This is a genomic window from Halolamina salifodinae (assembly GCF_017874235.1).
Classification (GTDB): domain Archaea; phylum Halobacteriota; class Halobacteria; order Halobacteriales; family Haloferacaceae; genus Halolamina; species Halolamina salifodinae.
The window spans coordinates 508,543-525,129 of record NZ_JAGGLC010000001.1; the positions used below are offsets into that span (position 1 = coordinate 508,543).

The 16,587-nt window shown below is 66.0% G+C and carries 14 protein-coding genes; 10 read left to right on the forward strand and 4 right to left on the reverse strand.

All coding sequences use genetic code 11. The annotated features are described in order from the left end of the window. The first annotated feature begins 49 nt into the window (after positions 1–49). From J2753_RS02700 to J2753_RS02725, 6 genes are all read left to right on the forward strand, one after another. Positions 50–1,198: a sensor histidine kinase gene (locus tag J2753_RS02700; protein WP_209490216.1), complete on the forward strand. Its 1,149-nt coding sequence runs from the start codon at positions 50–52 to the stop codon at positions 1,196–1,198. Between the two features lie 69 nt (positions 1,199–1,267). Next, entirely contained in the window at positions 1,268–2,608 is a 1,341-nt protein-coding gene (hemL, locus tag J2753_RS02705; protein WP_209490218.1) for a glutamate-1-semialdehyde 2,1-aminomutase, read from the forward strand. A gap of 274 nt (positions 2,609–2,882) precedes the next feature. Next, complete coding sequence (locus J2753_RS02710) at positions 2,883–3,824, forward strand: hypothetical protein (protein ID WP_209490220.1); 942 nt, start codon at positions 2,883–2,885, stop codon at positions 3,822–3,824. 134 nt (positions 3,825–3,958) lie between these two features. Beyond that, positions 3,959–4,978 (forward strand): PQQ-binding-like beta-propeller repeat protein, encoded by a 1,020-nt coding sequence (locus J2753_RS02715; protein WP_209490222.1) that lies wholly within the window; start codon positions 3,959–3,961, stop codon positions 4,976–4,978. A 61-nt stretch (positions 4,979–5,039) separates the two neighbouring features. Beyond that, positions 5,040–6,194: a hydroxymethylbilane synthase gene (gene hemC / locus J2753_RS02720; RefSeq protein WP_209490224.1), complete on the forward strand. Its 1,155-nt coding sequence runs from the start codon at positions 5,040–5,042 to the stop codon at positions 6,192–6,194. A gap of 2 nt (positions 6,195–6,196) precedes the next feature. After that, positions 6,197–6,928 (forward strand): uroporphyrinogen-III synthase, encoded by a 732-nt coding sequence (locus J2753_RS02725; protein ID WP_209490226.1) that lies wholly within the window; start codon positions 6,197–6,199, stop codon positions 6,926–6,928. A gap of 23 nt (positions 6,929–6,951) precedes the next feature. Here J2753_RS02725 and J2753_RS02730 read toward each other — a convergent pair whose 3' ends face one another. The 3 genes from J2753_RS02730 to J2753_RS02740 all read right to left on the reverse strand — a co-directional run bounded on the left by J2753_RS02730 (position 6,952) and on the right by J2753_RS02740 (position 8,804). Continuing rightward, positions 6,952–7,461, reverse strand: coding sequence for a nucleoside deaminase (locus J2753_RS02730; RefSeq protein ID WP_209490228.1), 510 nt, complete (start codon positions 7,459–7,461; stop codon positions 6,952–6,954). 183 nt (positions 7,462–7,644) lie between these two features. Continuing rightward, positions 7,645–8,292, reverse strand: a complete 648-nt coding sequence (locus J2753_RS02735) for a trimeric intracellular cation channel family protein (RefSeq protein ID WP_209490230.1) — start codon at positions 8,290–8,292, stop codon at positions 7,645–7,647. After that, a complete protein-coding gene (locus tag J2753_RS02740) occupies positions 8,292–8,804 on the reverse strand; it encodes a nicotinamide-nucleotide adenylyltransferase (protein WP_209490232.1) in 513 nt (170 codons plus the stop codon). Before J2753_RS02740 ends, J2753_RS02735 begins: the two co-directional genes overlap by 1 nt. Positions 8,805–9,005: 201 nt before the next feature. Between J2753_RS02740 and lonB the strand changes: the two genes are divergently transcribed. The 3 genes from lonB (at position 9,006) to J2753_RS02755 (ending at position 12,288) form a co-directional block, all read left to right on the forward strand. Further along, entirely contained in the window at positions 9,006–11,129 is a 2,124-nt protein-coding gene (lonB, locus tag J2753_RS02745) for an ATP-dependent protease LonB (protein WP_209490234.1), read from the forward strand. A 170-nt stretch (positions 11,130–11,299) separates the two neighbouring features. Then, positions 11,300–11,845, forward strand: a complete 546-nt coding sequence (locus tag J2753_RS02750) for a DUF7342 family protein (RefSeq protein WP_209490236.1) — start codon at positions 11,300–11,302, stop codon at positions 11,843–11,845. Positions 11,846–11,979: 134 nt separating this feature from the next. Then, positions 11,980–12,288, forward strand: coding sequence for a hypothetical protein (locus J2753_RS02755; protein ID WP_321168772.1), 309 nt, complete (start codon positions 11,980–11,982; stop codon positions 12,286–12,288). A gap of 201 nt (positions 12,289–12,489) precedes the next feature. Here J2753_RS02755 and J2753_RS02760 read toward each other — a convergent pair whose 3' ends face one another. After that, positions 12,490–13,668, reverse strand: coding sequence for a twin-arginine translocase subunit TatC (locus tag J2753_RS02760; RefSeq protein WP_209490237.1), 1,179 nt, complete (start codon positions 13,666–13,668; stop codon positions 12,490–12,492). A gap of 94 nt (positions 13,669–13,762) precedes the next feature. Here J2753_RS02760 and tatC point away from each other — a divergent pair, with 94 nt between their 5' ends. After that, positions 13,763–16,501: a twin-arginine translocase subunit TatC gene (gene tatC / locus J2753_RS14520; RefSeq protein ID WP_209490239.1), complete on the forward strand. Its 2,739-nt coding sequence runs from the start codon at positions 13,763–13,765 to the stop codon at positions 16,499–16,501. The last annotated feature ends 86 nt before the right edge of the window (positions 16,502–16,587 follow it).

Genomic DNA, 16,587 nt, shown 5'->3' on the forward strand with positions numbered 1-16,587 from the left:
GACGCCGCCGATAGCTTGATTGACTGGCTGGATGACCGTAGAGACAACAATGGCTTCGAACGCTGGAACGGGCGGGATCGTCGAGACGATCCTGCGCGAGATCGGGTTCAATCCCGAGGTGGAAGCAGATAGGGAGCCTGATCGGGGGGTGCCCAGACTGCTCGCGAGCGCGGTGGTCGTGGTGACGGGCGTGGTGCTGCTGGTGCCGAACATCACCATCCTGCTGACGCCGCCGAACGACCCGGTGGGGACGGTGCTCTCGCTGCTCGGCACCGTCGTCTCGACCGGGCTGATAGCGGCGGGCTACAGCCTCTACCGCAGCAACTTCAGCGACCGGAACGCGATCCGGATCGCGATCTGGAACGTCCTGGGGTTGGTCGTGCTGGGACTGGTGATGCTGGGGCTGTTCGCCTACCAGACCAGCGCCGGTGCGAACCCCGTCGACCGCGCGTTCACCATCGCGAACCTGCTGGCCATCGGCGCGGCCGCCCACGTCATCATCGGCGTCTACGACGCCCGGCGTGTTCGGGCCGAGGAGTTGGCGGCCGAACGCCGGAAGCTGTCGGTGCTGAACCGCGTGCTCCGGCACAACCTCCGCAACGAGGCGACGGTGATGCTGGGCCACGCCGAACAGATCGTCGAAACCGCCGAGGATCAGGGCGTCGCCGACTCCGCCGAGACGCTCCAGCGTCACGTCGAGATCGTCGGCGATCTCGCCGAGGAGGCCGACACCGTGATGGGAGTCTACGACCGGCGCGGCGGCGGCCTCGAAGAACGAGCCGTCCGCTCGGACGCCGAGCGCGCCGTCCAGTCGGTCGCCGACAAACACCCCGAAGCCGAGTTCTCCATCGACGTGCCCGAGGGGCTGACGGCACAGACCGACCCGGCGCTCCCGGACGCGCTGGAGGAACTGGTCGAGAACGGCGTCGTCCACGGCGCCGACGATTCCGAGGTAGAGGTAGATGCCGCCCGCGAGGACGACTGGGTCGCCGTCGAGGTCCGGGACAACGGCCCCGGCATCCCGGAGGAGGAGTATCAGGTCGTCACCGGCGAGAGCGAGATCACCCAACTCACCCACGGCTCCGGCCTCGGCCTCTGGGTCGCGCAGGCCGTCGTCGACGCCGTCGACGGCCGCCTCGACTTCGGCGTCCCCGAGGAGGGCGGCACCGTGGTGACGCTGCGGCTGCCGCCGGCCTGACCGGTGCGAACCCCGCCCGGGCTGCCGAACCCGTTAGCTTCTTTCGCTCCCCGGACCGACTCCCGGACTATGAACCACGAACGATCGGGCGACCTCTACGACCGTGCGCTGTCGGTGATGCCCGGCGGCGTGAACTCCTCCGTCCGGGCAGCCATCGAGCCGTACCCGCCGTTCGCTGAGCGCGGGGAGGCCGGCCACCTGATCGATGCCGACGGCAACCGCTACGTCGACTGGGTGATGGGCCTCGGCCCCCTGCTGCTGGGTCACGACCTGCCCGAGCAGGTGCAGTCCGAGATCCAGCGTCAGGCCAGCGCGGGCCCGATGTACGGGATGCCGACCGAAATCGAGGTCGAACACGCCGAGTTCGTCGCCCGCCACGTCCCGAGCGTGGAGATGATCCGCTTTGTCAACTCCGGCACCGAGGCGACCGTCTCCGCGACGCGTCTCGCCCGCGGCTACACGGGCCGGAACAAGATCGTCGTGATGCAGGGCTCCTACCACGGCGCCAACGACTCCACGCTGGTCGAGGGCGACATCGACGAGCGCGGCCCCTCCACGCAAGGGATTCCGACCGAGTTCGCCGAGCACACCATCCCGGTGCCGTTCAACGACCCCGAGGCCGCGACCGAGGCGTTCGAGGAGCACGGCGACGACATCGCCGCGGTCCTCGTCGAACCGATTCTGGCGAACAAGGGGATCGTCCACCCCGTCGACGGCTACCACGAGACCCTGCGGGACCTCTGTGACGACTACGGCTCGCTGCTCATCTGGGACGAGGTCATCACCGGCTTCCGCGTGGGCGGCCTCGGCTGTGCCCAGTCGAAGTTCGGTATCGAGCCCGACGTGACCACGTTCGGGAAGATCATCGGCGGCGGCTTCCCCGTCGGCGCTATCGGCGGCAAAAGCGAGATCATCAGCCAGTTCACGCCCTCCGGCGACGTGTTCCAAGCCGGCACCTTCTCGGGGCACCCCGTGACGATGGCCGCTGGACTCGAAACGCTGCGCTTCGCCGCCGAGAACGACGTGTACGAGCACGTCAACAGTCTGGGCGAGAAGCTCCGCGAGGGGCTGACCGAGATCGTTCGGGAGCGCGCGCCGGAGTACACCGTCGCCGGCACGGACTCGCTGTTCAAGCTGATCTTCACCCGGAACGGCCCGGAGAACGTCGCGGACACCTGTTCCGGTGGCTGCCAGCAGAACGAGTCCTGTGCGCGCTTCGACTACTGTCCGAAGACCGGCGCCGACGTGGCCGCCGCCGAGACCGACCGCTGGCGCCGCCGCTTCTGGCCGGCGATGAAGGAACAGGGCGTGTTCCTCTCCCAGAACCAGTTCGAGTCGCAGTTCGTCTCCTACGGCCACACCGAGGCGGACGTGGAGGAGACGCTGGATGCGTATAGAGAGGTATTATAGGGATCAGCAACTAGATAAATGATATATCTGCCGCACAAATACTATATTTAGATCCAAACCGAAAAATATAAAATAGGTATCTGACATAGCTGTCATGGGAGAAGACCCATTAGAAAATAATAGTATTGGTCGTAGGAACATTTTGAAGAGCGGAATTGCAGCTACGTCGCTATCGTTCCTTCCAAAGACTGTTTCAGCTAAGAAACTGAGTCGGACCATCAAACTCACAGGCACGCTAAACAGCCCTGTTTCCGAGAAGGTGGTAAACAAGTGAGTGAAGCAATTAATCAAACGAGTTCCAGAGATCAATAAGGGGGATCTTATGCTGTACGGGTCTCCCAAATTCGGGCAAGAGGAAAAATACGTAGGGGCCTTTGTCATGAAGATCGGGCGAGATGGTGTTCCTATAGTTACAATCGGATACGGCAAGCCGGGAGAAGACGGTGATAATAGCGCGAAGGTCAAAGAGAACGCGGAAGAAGCGTTTACTCGGATGGATAGTTCAGAGACAGTCCAGGACTATACCACCTCAACGGAGGGCAGTGTTAGTCTCCAAAGTTCGTCAGGCAATGAGCCTACATTTGATAATGGGTGGAACACATACTCAAATACAGAAGCTTTCACCGAGGGAGATAACGGACAAGTGAGTATAACTGGACAACATGCACGCTTCGATAAGAGCGCAGACGGTAGCGATAGTTGGGATCAGTGGGGAGCCTCATTCAACTACCGATCTACTCCATATGAGAACCTTGGTCGAAAACGTGTTTCAGATACGACATTCCGACAAGACTGGTCAGAAGGGTTCATGGATGTCAAGAACGATAGTATATATGACTCATCACCAAGCGGTAGAAAGGTGGGTGAACAAACAATCGGAGCAGAAGTCAGCGCGAGTGCAGGTACCGATACATCTGTGGGAACAGCGATTAGCTGGTCCTACACGCAACCGGACGTGACACGGACGGAACGTTCTGATCAGAATGGAAATGATGGTGACGCTGTTTGGAATTTCGACTGTTCCAGCGGCTCAACCAGTGCGTATGATACAACCCTAGATGTCACCTGTGGAAGTGTTGTCTATTTAGATCAAATTGACAACTGCACCGCTGCAAGCGCTGGGGAAATTTCTAATAGAACACTGTTCAATGGCAGTACGTTCGGGAGTAATATATCATGTGAAGCAAATATGGATTTCAACACCTGTCCACTCTAACTATACCAATGTTTCGTAGGGAGCTATTATTGAGTGCGGCGTGTGGAATACCTGTCCTTATTTCCGGGTGTGGCTCCCGCGATCCCGAACCGACACCGGGCCTTCGTTCGGCTGTCGGCGACGGGAACTGGCCGATGGCAGGCGCCGACCCAGCCAACAGCGGCTACGTCGATGGATCGTTTCCCACCGATCCCACAGAACCGGCCGAACTGTTCACCATCAACAGTTACCCCGGCGGCGTTGAGTCGATCACAACCGGCGACGGCATCCTCGCGGCCACGTTCGGTGGGACGAAACTGCTCGTTTGGGACCTCAACGATAGGAGCGAGCGGTGGCGCTTCGACGCCGGCGAGGGCGAGGGGCTTTACCCATCGCCGACGGTCGCCAATGAAAGCCTCTACGTTCGGACGCCGGCTCACGTGCGCTGTCTCTCCTTGGCAGACGGATCGACGCGGTGGGTAACTGGAATCTCCTCGCCGGACCTCCGCCCGGTACCGCTGGGCGAGGAGCTGGTCGTCGGCGCCGCGACGGAGCAGGCAGTCGTTGGCTTGAACGCACGCACCGGCGAACGTCGTTGGACGTTCGAAACCGAGGGATCCCCGACTGGAGTCGCTGTCAGCGATGACCGGCTGTTCGTGACCGACCGCGGGAACGAGAGCGGCCGGGTCACTGCTGTCGATCCAGAAACACGGGAAGCTGTGTGGCAACGCACTTTTACCCCGATCAAGGCTCCGCCGACGGTCACCGACAGCACCGTTCTCGTCGGCGACGCCGGGGGGATGGTGCGAGCGCTCTCTCGCGGCGACGGATCGACGGAGTGGGAAGACGACGTGATCGGCGACGCAGAAGGTGTGCAGTCGCCAGTGGCCACCGACGGCGACCACGTCTACGTCACCCCGGATAACGACGAGGTACTGAGCGTTCTTGGAGCCGAATCGGGGAAAGAACAGCATGCGACCGAAGTGGGGCAGTCGTACTGGGTTGGTGCGGTCGGGGACACTGTGCTGTTCCGGACGCGGTCTGGCGTCGGCGTCTGGCGACCGGGCTCGGGCGACGCTCAAACCATCGACGTTCCTGGAAATGTCTCCGCGGTCTGTCCGACCGACAGCGGGGCCTTCGTTGCGGCAGGGGACGCCGTATACCGGCTTGGCTAACATTCCCACGCAGTCAAACGCGAACGCACTCCTTTTCCCCAACCACCCCCCACTCCCGCCCATGAGCACCGACAGGACCCTCCGCCTCGCCACGCGCGGGTCCGACCTCGCCATGCGACAGGCCACGCTCGTACAGGAGCGGGTCGGCACCCGACGCCGGCCCGTGGAACTGATCGAGATCGAGACCGAGGGCGACCGGATCCAGGACGAACTCATCGCCGACCTGGGCCGGATCGGCGCGTTCGTCCACGCGCTGGATCAGGAAGTCGCCGACGGCGACTGTGACGCCGCCGTCCACTCGATGAAGGACATGCCCACGGAGTTCGCCGAGGGGATGGTTGTCGCCGCCGTGTCCGAGCGCGCCGCCGCGGGCGACCTGCTGGTCACCGAGGACGGGAAGGCGTTCGAGGACCTGCGCGAAGGCGCCGTCGTCGGCACCTCGTCGCTTCGCCGGACCGCCCAACTGCTCCACGCCCGCCCGGACCTCGACGTGCGCCCGCTGCGCGGGAACGTCGACACCCGGATCGAGAAACTGCTCGCCCCCCGCCTCCAGCGCGAACACGAGCGCCGGATGGACACCGACGAGGAGGCACAGAGCACGGAGATGCGGGACTACAACATCGACCCCGAGGGGGTCCTCGACGACGAGAACGCGGACCTCGACGACCCGGACGACGACGACGAGTTCGAGCAAAGCGTCGACGAGTGGTTCGAGAGCCTCTCGGAAGTCGAACGCGCCGCGATGGGCCAGGAGTACGACCACGAGTACGACGCCCTCGTGCTGGCCGAAGCGGGCTTGGAGCGCAGCGGCCTGCGCCACCACATCGGCACCAGCCGGCTCCCGAAGGACAAGTTCGTCCCCGCGCCGGCACAGGGTGCCATCGCCGTCACCGCGACAGACGAGGACGTGATCAAGCGGCTGCAGCAGAACCTCGACCACGCGCCGACGCGGGTCGCCGTCACCGTCGAGCGAACAGTCCTCTCGGAACTCGGCGGCGGCTGTGTCGCCCCGCTGGGCGTCCACGCCACCGTGCAGGGCAACAGCGTCAACGTCCGCGCACAGGTGCTCTCGACCGACGGTACCGAAGTCGTCGAGGGGACCCGGGACCTCCCCATCGAGACCCACGCCGAGGCAGCCGCGGAGTTCGCTGCGGACCTCGCCGAACGCGGTGCCGACGACCTGATCGCGGCCGCCGCAGCCGAGACCGACGAGTAACCATGCGCCGCCCGCGCGTCGCCGTCTTCCGTCCGGACGACGGCCGCATCAACGGCGCCGCCGCCCTCCTCGAGTCGCTGGGTGCCGAGCCGGTGCCGGATCCGATGCTCACCATCGAGCCGACCGGCCAAACCCCGCCCGAGGCTGATTTCGTCGTGCTCACCTCCGCGACGGGCGTCGGCGTGCTCGCCGACGCAGGCTGGGCGCCCGGCAACGCGGCGCTCTGCTGTATCGGCGAGTCGACGGCCGAGGCCGCCGAAAAAGCGGGCTGGACCGTCGAGCACGTTCCCGAGCAGTACGACTCCGAGGGGATGGTCGCAGAACTGGAGAGCGACGTATCCGGGAAGTCGGTCGCGCTCGCGCGCTCGGACCGGGCGAGTCAGACGATGCCCGAGGGACTGCGCGCCGCCGGCGCCGAGGTGATCGAGACGACCCTCTACCGCCTGCGCCGGCCCGACGACGCCGGGGAGTCGGCCGAACTGGCCGCCGCGGGCGACCTCGACGGCGCCGCGTTCACCTCCTCCTCGACCGTGGAGGGGTTTCTCGCGGCTGCCGAGGAGCGCGGAGTCCGTGAGGCGGCGATTGCCGGCCTCGAGAGCGCCGTCGTCGGCGCCATCGCCGAGAGCCCGGCAGAGAGCGCCCGGGAAGCCGGGATTTCGGTCGACGTGGTTCCTGAGGAGGCCGACTTCGAAGCGGTGGCTCGGGCGGTCGTGGAACGGGCGAAATCGCAGTAGCCGAGAAACGGGATCCGCGCGGCCTACCAGTGCTCCTCGTGCAGTTTCTCCCCTTCCTCACGGAGCACGTCCGGGATCACTTCCACGTCACCGCCGCCGGCGTCGAACACCTCCGTCGAGGGGAGCAGCGGGCTGCCGCCCCGGAGTTCCGCGGCGCGTTCGCCCGAAACGCTGTACACTACGGCCCGGAGTCCAGCGATGTCGATACCGCCCGAGCACATCGGGCAGGGCTCCGTGGAGGTGTACATCACCAACTCTCCCGGGTCGCCGAGAGCCTCGCTCTCGGCTGCCAGCCGAGGACGTTCGTCCTCGGCGGCGGCGTCGCGCTCCGCGGCGGCGCGTTTCGCGAGCGTGAGTTCCGGATGTTCCCGGAGGTCGTTCTCGGTGTTGATCCGGTTGCCGGCGCGCATCACCACCTCGTCGTCTCGCACCAGCACCGAGCCGTAGGGTTCGTCGCCGCGGGCGGCCGCCTCGCGGGCGCAGTCGATGGCTTCGGCCATGTGGGACTCGTGGTCGAACGCGTCGAGATCCATACTGTCACCTCGGGCGGGGGCGGCATAGCGGTTCGCCCGTTCGGCTGAAGGGGCTCACGACCCTCCGCCCTCGTGATGGGGGAGACGCTCGGGCTCCGAAACGCCGTCTCGATAGCACTTGGCGGGGTAATCGGGGGCGGCATGTACAAACGGGTGCGGGAAAGTCTCACTCGCTAAGTGGGCTCAAACCGTCGGCAGCCGCCAGCCGTATCGGATCGCGGCGAGTCGGAGCCCCAGCACCACGCCCGCGGAGAGCAGCGTCGTCGCACCCAACGGGAGGCCGAGCGCGATGGCCGGGGGCACGACGGCGCCGCCGACCACGGCCGGCGTCGCGTAGAAGTCCTCGCGGAGCACGGCCGGAATACGGGCCAGCAGCAGGTCCGAGAGGCTGCCGCCGCCGACGCCGGTGAGCGTCGCCGTGACGACGACGCCGAACGGGGAGAGGCCCGCCTCGATTCCCACGGCGGCGCCGGTCGCCGCGAAGGCAGCGAGACCGATAGCGTCCGGGAGCAGCACCGCAGGACTCTCCATCAAGTCGCTGCCACCAGAACGCGACGCGTTCTCGTCGACGTCGACGCGCTGGACGAGCATCACTGCGAGCGTGATGCCGGCAGCGGCGAGCAGGACTTCGAGGTTCGTCTGGAGCGAAGTGGGAACTCGGCCGACGAGGAGGTCCCGGACGGTGCCGCCGCCGAGGGCGGTGAGAAAGCCGAGCACGCTCACGCCGAACAGGTCGAGGCCGGCGTCGCTGCCCTTCAGCGCGCCGACAGCCGCGAACGCCACGAGTCCAATCGCGTTCATCGCCGCGAACGCTGCGCCCGCCTCGACCATCAGCTACTGGCGTCGGTCTCGGAGATCTGACGGATGCGCTCGACGCCGTCGACCTCGTGGATCGTGTCGACGACGGCCCCCGGGACGAGCGACTCCCAGTCGCCGCCGGTGACGAGTCGCTCCCGGATCTCGGTGCCCTCGAGGACGTCACGCTGGAACATCGGCGACTGGCGCACGTCGACGCCGGCCTCCCTGAACAGGCGGACAACGAGGGGGTTGTTGGAGTAGGCCACGTCGAACTTCGGGGTCATCGACTGGACGTGCCCGACCCAGACCGCGTTGCGGTCGAGGTCCTCGATGGGGACGACGTAGGTGGGGATGTCGACGTCCTCGACGGCTTTCGTGACCATCATGATACGCTCCCCCGCCGTGAAGGGGTTTCGGGTGGTGTGGGAGTTGCCCGCGGAGCCGATACCGACCACGAGTTCGTCGACTTCCTCGGCGATCTCGGTCACCATTCGGTGGTGGCCGTCGTGGTACGGCTGGAACCGTCCGATGTAGAACCCCCGCATGTCCGCGGCTTCTCACCCGGGGTGGATAAAAACGACGAGTCACGCCTCGGGGGCAGTTTATAAGCAACTCCAGGCATTCGTTGTTCGATAATACGGAGATAGAACGCTCGTAGAGCGCGATTTCCACGGTCGAACAGCTATCGAGAATGGGGGAAAGTATATCAGGCTCACGAGCCTCTTTTGACGTAGCGACAGCGTTCTATGAGCAACGAAACGGACGATACCGACGTGCCCGAAAACGGGGAGGAAGATCCCTTCCCGCTGAACGGCTCGGACGCCCAAACGGGCGATCCCGACGAACAGCCCGACCCCCCCGCGGAGCAGCCGCGCCGCGAGGAGGACGAGGAGCCCCCCAGCATCGACGACCTCGGGAGTGACGTGGAGTTCGACGCCGAGATCGCCGACGACGAGGAGATCGGGAAGGACGACCTACTCGGTGGTCTTCGGATCGACTCGACGGCGGAGATCAAGGTGCCCGACCGGCTGGTCGATCAGGTAATCGGCCAGGAACACGCCCGCGACGTGGTGCTGAAGGCGGCCAAACAGCGCCGACACGTGATGATGATCGGCTCCCCCGGGACGGGGAAGTCGATGCTCGCGAAGGCGATGGCCGAACTCCTCCCCAAGGAGGAGCTCGAAGACGTGCTGGTCTACCACAACCCGGACGACGGCAACGAGCCGAAAGTCCGGACGGTGCCGGCCGGCAAGGGCGAACAGATCATCGACGCCCACAAGGAGGAGGCCCAGAAGCGCGATCAGCTTCGCAGCCTCCTGATGTGGATCGTGATCGCCGTCGTCGCCGGCTACGCCATCCTCGCGATGGGGAACCCCATCATCGCCGTCATCGCGGCGGTGCTGATCTACATCGGGTTCCAGTACATCTCGCGTGGCAGCGACGCGGTGATCCCGAACCACCTCGTGAACAACGCCGACACGAAGACGGCCCCCTTCGAGGACGCCACGGGCGCCCACGCGGGTGCGCTGCTGGGCGACGTGCGCCACGACCCGTTCCAGTCCGGGGGGATGGAGACGCCGAGCCACGACCGTGTCGAGGCCGGCGCCATCCACAAAGCCAACAAGGGCGTGCTGTTCATCGACGAGATCAACACGCTCGACGTCCGATCCCAGCAGCACCTCATGACCGCGGTTCAGGAGGGCGAGTTCGGGATCACGGGCCAGTCCGAGCGCTCCTCGGGCGCGATGGTCCAGACCGAACCCGTGCCGACCGACTTCGTGATGGTCGCGGCCGGGAACATGGACGCGATGGAGAACATGCACCCCGCGCTCCGGAACCGCATCCGCGGCTACGGGTACGAGGTGTACATGGACGACACCATCCGCGACACCCCGGAGATGCGCCGGAAGTACGCGCGCTTCGTGGCCCAAGAGGTCGAGAACGACGGCCGGCTCCCCCACTTCACGGAGGACGCCGTCGAGGAGGTCATCCTCGAAGCCCGGCGCCGTGCCGGCCGGAAGGACCACCTCACGCTCGAACTCCGCTCGCTGGGTGGGCTGATCCGCGTCGCGGGCGACGTCGCCCGCGCCGAGAACGCCGAGGCCACCAGGCGCGAACACGTGATGGAGGCCAAGGGCCGTAGTCGCTCCATCGAGCAGCAGCTCGCCGACGACTACATCGAGCGCCGGAAGGACTACGAACTGCAGGTCTCCGAGGGCTATCAGGTGGGTCGCGTCAACGGTCTCGCCGTGATGGGCCAGGACTCGGGGATCATGCTGCCCGTGATGGCCGAGATCACCCCCTCCCAGGGGATGGGCGGGCAGGTGATCGCCACCGGTCAGCTGCAGGAGATGGCCGAGGAGTCCGTCCAGAACGTCTCGGCGATCATCAAGAAGTACACCGACGAGCAGATCTCGGACAAGGACATCCACATCCAGTTCGTCCAGACCGGCCAGCAGGGCGTCGACGGCGACTCGGCGTCGATCACGGTCGCGACGGCGGTGATCTCCGCGCTGGAGGGCATCGGCGTCGACCAGAGTCTGGCGATGACTGGCTCGCTCTCGGTCCGCGGTGACGTGCTGCCCGTCGGCGGGGTGACTCACAAGATCGAGGCCGCCGCGAAGGCGGGCTGTAACCGCGTGATCATCCCCGCAGCCAACGAGCAGGACGTGATGATCGAGGAGGAGTACGAGGAGATGGTCGAGATCATCCCGGTTTCGCACATCTCGGAAGTGCTCGACGTGGCCCTGGAGGGCGACGGCGAGAAGGATTCGCTGGTCAGCCGCCTCAAGAGCATCACCGGCTCCGCGCTGACGGAGGGCTCCGAGGTCACGAAGCCCGCCGGCGGCTCCGAGCCGACGCCGCAGTAAGCGGTCTTTCGGGCACGTCTTTTCGCAAGAACCGCCCCGGGCCAAGCCCCGAGGCACCCGGCTTGCGCCGCCTGTAGATCGGGAGAGCGATCAGTCGCAAGTAGCTCCAGTATACGAGATTAATAGTTCTCATCCGAAACTATTAGTCAAGAGGGTGCGAAGGGTCGGTGATGAGTGAGACGGAGTCCACATGGCCCGACGGGACGGACGCCGCAGCGCGCGTCCGGCATGTCGCGTCGACGCGAACCGAGCCACGGAACGCCGGATGGATCGCCGACGAGGCGGACGTATCGCGCGATACGGCCGTAAAGTATCTCACTCGAATGGTCGAACAGGGCGATCTGAAAACCGTCGAGACCGAACACGGGACGGCGTACAAGCCCGACGAGATGACGCAGTTCCTCGATGAGGTCCGCCGACTCGCCGAGGAGCGAAGCGTCGACGAACTGACTCGGGAACTCGACGCCATCGCCGAGGAGATGGACGGCTGGCGCGAACTGTACGGCGTCGAGTCGCTGTCGGGGTTGCGCCGGAGCGTCGGACGGGACGACCTCACTGCGACGGAGCGGCGCGAACGGCTCGATACGGTCGCCGAGTGGGAGTACGACGTGGAGATACGCGAGGCGATCCGGCTGGCGATCAGCCTGCAGGAGTCGCTGGCGACGCTTGAGCCGCTCGGCGATGGGTCAACTGGTCCAGTAGCAGAGAGCGGATAATGGTGTTCCTGCTCACTGGCGGTCGTGGGTTCACGCGACGTGAGGGTCTCCGTCGTCTCAAGGAGCGACTGCAGAACGTCGCTGGAGTGAGTTCGGTCCGGTACAGACCGTCCAAAATCCGACCGCGAACCGTCGTGGCCGATATCGCTGTCGAACAGTTCCTCGGCGAGTCGTTCCCCCGGTCAGAAGCGAAACTGAAGGTGCTGTGGCGACCGCGGGAGGGGCGGGACGTCCAGCGCGTGCAGTACGCCGACGATGCCGTCAGTCTCGGCTGGCACAAGGACGACGACCACCCGGAACCCGGGGAGACCCACTACCAGTTGGAGAGCGACGACGGGGTCCGACACGAACCAGCAAACATCGAGGCCGAGGCGCCGCTGAGCGTTCTGGAGATCTGTCTCGACCGGCTGCGAAAGCGGCTTCCGGACGGCGTGAACGACTGAGAACGCAGCGTCGTGGTCCGAGTCGGAAAATCGGCGTGAGAACCCATTTGTTAGCCGGCTCAAGCGCATCACCGGCTCCGCGCTGAGGAGGCTCCGAAGTTCGGAAGGCGGTCGAAGGCTGCGTCTGTGTGGAAGCGCTACTAGCGCACAGGGTCGGACGTGAGGCGGACGCCTGTCTGGTTACTCTCCGCCGTCGATGCCTCAGTTCCCGGTCCAGCGCAGTAGCGCCAGCGTCCCCTCGTAGAGGACGATCATCGTCGCGGCGATGATGAACGGGGTCATCCCCGTCGGGTCGGGGTTGACGAGGAACGCGATGGTGAGGAACCCGCCCCAGAACAGCAGGCGCTTGTCTTCCAGCCACTGGCGGGTAACGATGCCCATCATGATCGCGAGCATGATGAACAGCGGGATCTGAAAGATGATCGCCATGTAGCCCATGAGCACCAGGATCAGCGAGAACGTGCTCTCCAGCCCGTAGGCGACGGTGGCGACGTTCTCGTCGGTGTAGAGGGTGAAGTAGCGCATGATCGCGGGGATGATGACGAAGTGTGAGAACGCCATCCCGACCGCACCGAGGATCAGGCTCGTCGGGATCGCCGAGATGTAGTAGCGGCGTTCCTGCGGGTAGAGCCCCGGGCGCATGAACAGGTACGTCTCGTAGACGAACACCGGGAGCGCGACCAGCAGGCCTGCCAGCGCAGTCACCTTGAGTTCCGTCAGGATCAGCTCCAGCGGGCCGTACACCCGCGGTCGGCGCCCCTCGATCTCGGGCGCGCCGGGGATCGCGTTGTTCCAGAGGATGTCGATCAGGTCCACTGCGGTTGGCACCTGGTCGGATAGCTGCCCCAGGCCCAGCAGCGTCAGCGCGACGACGCCGCCGACGAGGAACACCACCGAGAGGCGCTTCATCATCTCCTCGATGTGGGCCGCCAGCGGCATCTCCTGATCCGAGTCGGGCCCGCCGCCGAGCAGCCCCTCCTCCTCGACATCGTCCTGCGTGGACTGCTGTGACGCTGCAGGCGTAGTTTCCGCGGGACCGTGGGGCGGCGGCGCCGACGCCGTCGATTCCGGCTCGTCGGGGGCTGCATCGGGGTCGTAGTCCTCGAACATGTACCCCTCCTCGGCGTCGTCAGCCTCGTCCGCGCCGTCGTCGCTGTCGCCGTCCCCCGTCTCGTCGTCCGCGTCGCCGCCGTTGTCGGGGCCTAACCCCTCGACGTTCGTGAAATCGGGAGCGTCGTCCTCGTCGCCGTCCTCTGGCGCGTCGGAGTCTGGGACGTCTTCGGCCGACTCGTCGGCCGGCTCGGTACGCTCCTCGTCGGAACCGGGCGGCGACGAGTCGGACGGCTCGCGATCCGACTCCTCGTCCGGTTCCTCGGGCATGGCTCGCTATCGCTTGCGCGGTCTTATAGGCCTTTTCGGATCGGCTTCCCGCGAGGTGGAAAGGTTGATAACTCCGAGGCGGCTCCTTCGTCCCATGTCTAGCGCGCTCGATGACGATACCCAGCGCGCCATCGCCGAGGGGCGTGAGACCGCCGGGGCGATGCTGCGGTCCGCACAGAAGGACCTGCAGAAGGTGTTCATCGTCTTCCTCATCGGCTTCATGGGGATGTTCTACGCCCTCCGGGGCGGGATCTGGGAGTGGCTCAAGGGCGTCACCACCCAGCGAATGCCCGACGAGCTGGCCAGCCAGTTCGACATCATCGCCCAGACCCCCTTCGACGTCATCCTGCTGCAGGCGAAGATTTCGCTCGTGGTCGGCATCGTCGTCGCCGCCCCCGTGCTGCTGTACTACTCGAAGGACGCGCTCGAGGAGCGCGGCCGCTGGCCCCAGATGCCGATCCCCATCTGGAAGGCTATCCCCATCGTCCTGCTCTCCCTGCTGCTGTTCGTGGGCGGGCTCGCCTACGGCTATCTGCTTTTCTTCCCGATCATGTTCAACTTCCTCGCCGGCAACGCGGCCGCGGCCGGCTTCGCCCCCCACTGGTCCATCGTGCTCTGGACCCAGTTCGTCCTCCTACTGACGTTCTCGTTCGGGCTGGCCGCACAGATGCCGCTGGCGATCACCGGGCTCTCCTACACCGGGATCGTCCCCTACGAGCAGTTCCGCGAGAAGTGGCGCTACGCCGTCGTCGCCATCTTCGTGTTCGGCGCGGTGTTCTCGCCGCCGGACCCGTTCACCCAGATCATGTGGGCCATGCCGCTTTTGGGGCTCTACGGCTTCAGCCTCTATCTCGCGAAGTTCGCGGTCACGATGAAGCGCGGCAGCGAGCGCCTCTCCGTCAGGGGGCTGTTCGTACGCAACTGGAACGGCGTCGTCGGCCTGCTGGTCGCCGGCATCGCCGCCGCGTGGGTGTACGAGAACGCGGGTGGTCGCACCGGGGCCAACGCCGGACTCGAAGCCATCGGCAGTAGCTACCGTGCGCCCGCCGTGAGCGAACTCACCTCGCTCTCGGCGACCGGGAACGTGCTGCTGGTCGGCGTCGCCATCGGCCTCGTGTTCGCCGTCTTCGGCATGCTGCTGTTCGCCTACCGCGAACTCGAAGAGACCGTCGACCCCGACGCCGACATCGGCGACCCGACCGGGATCGATCTCGACGAACTCGACGAGGCGGGCGTCCGCGCGGCGCCGATTCAGGCGTTCGAGGCGATGAGCGAGCCGGAAGCGCTCGAAGCCTCCCAGAACGCCATCGACGAGGGCCACCACGGGAAGGCACAGGCGATCCTCGACCGCTACGACGAGGCCCACGAGCCGGCCGAGGACGAGCCCGAGCCGCCGGCCTACGAGACCGACCCGCTGTTCAGCCCCGTCAACCCCATCGGCGCGATCCGGCGCGGCCGGGACTGGGTCGACTGGGGCCAGCGCGCCCGCGAGCAGGGCACCCCCCTCGGCGTGCTGGCGGTGCTCGTACTGGCCGTGAGCTACGCCGTGCTCGGCTACCCCGCCGAGGTGAACTCGCTGCTCACGCAGGCCGCGTTCGACCTCTCGGTGCCCGCGTTCGGGCTCTCCTCGACCGTCGCCGTGGGCGCCGCCGTCGGCATCACCGTCGCCGTGGTCGCGGTGCTGGTCGGGAGCTACGTCCTGCTCGCCAGCTACTTCGCGGGCAGCGACCCGACCGCGGTCAACGTCGGCCAGCTTTCGGCCGAGGAACTCGAACGCGCCCCGCCAGCGACGTTCACGGCGCTCGAAGAGTCGGCGGCGAACTTCTACGCCAACCGCGCGTTGGCGGCCGGCGACGACGCCCGGGCGCGGCTGATCCTCGACCGCTACGACGAGGCCATCGAGCAGGCCGAAGCCGAGGAAGCGGAGGCCGAACCCGGCAGCATGGGCGACCGCACCCAGCGCGCCGGCAGCACGTTCCTCGACGAGTTCGCCGAGGACACCGACGAGGAGGACATCGGCGGCTACTACAAGGACGTCCAGTTCATCCTCGGCTCGCTCACCTCCGGGCTGTTCTACATCGTCGGCACGTTCATGGCCGTGATGGCCGGGTCGTTCTTCTGGCTCTACACGGGCGGGATCAAGGACGTCTACGCGGACTTCCTCGCCCGCGTGCCGGGCGAGGTGCTCGCGCCGGGCCAGACCGCCTCGGAGGCGTCGAAGGTCATCGCGCTCCACCCCGTCGAGGCGCTGGTGTTCGAAGTGAAACTCTCCGCGCTGCTGGGCGCCGCCGCCACGCTGCCGCTGATCGCGTACTTCGCGTGGCCCGCGCTCCGGGAGCGTGGCTTCGTCCGCGGGCGCCGCAACGTCATCTTCGGCTGGGCCGGCCTCCTGAGCGCCGGCCTGCTGGGCGGCCTCGTGTTCGGCTACTACGAGATCGCGCCCCGCGTCATCTCCTTCCTCGTCGAGGACGCGCTGGCGGCGAACATGACGATCAGCTACCGCATCACCAACTTCTTCTGGCTGATCTTCTTCACCACCGCCGGGATCGGTATCCTCGCGGACGTGCCGGTGTTGATGGTGCTGTTGAACTCCGCGGGCGTCTCCTACAGCGCGATGCGGACCCGCTGGCGCGAGGTGCTGATCGGGATGCTGCTGGCGGCGTCGCTGCTGACGCCGGCGGACATCCTCACGATGGTCATGGTCACGATCCCGCTGATGGCGGCCTACGGCGTCGGGATCAGCCTGCTCTACGTGCTCACCCTCGGCGGCCGGCGGAACCTCCGGAAGCCGACTATCGGGCCCGACGCGCCCGGGTCGAACGGGAAGGCCTGATTGCCGGCCGTTTGGCCCTGTTCGAGCGTGTCGTTTTGCTTCGACGCCTCGCCGCCGAGCAGTGTGCTTTTACTCGTCCACCGTGG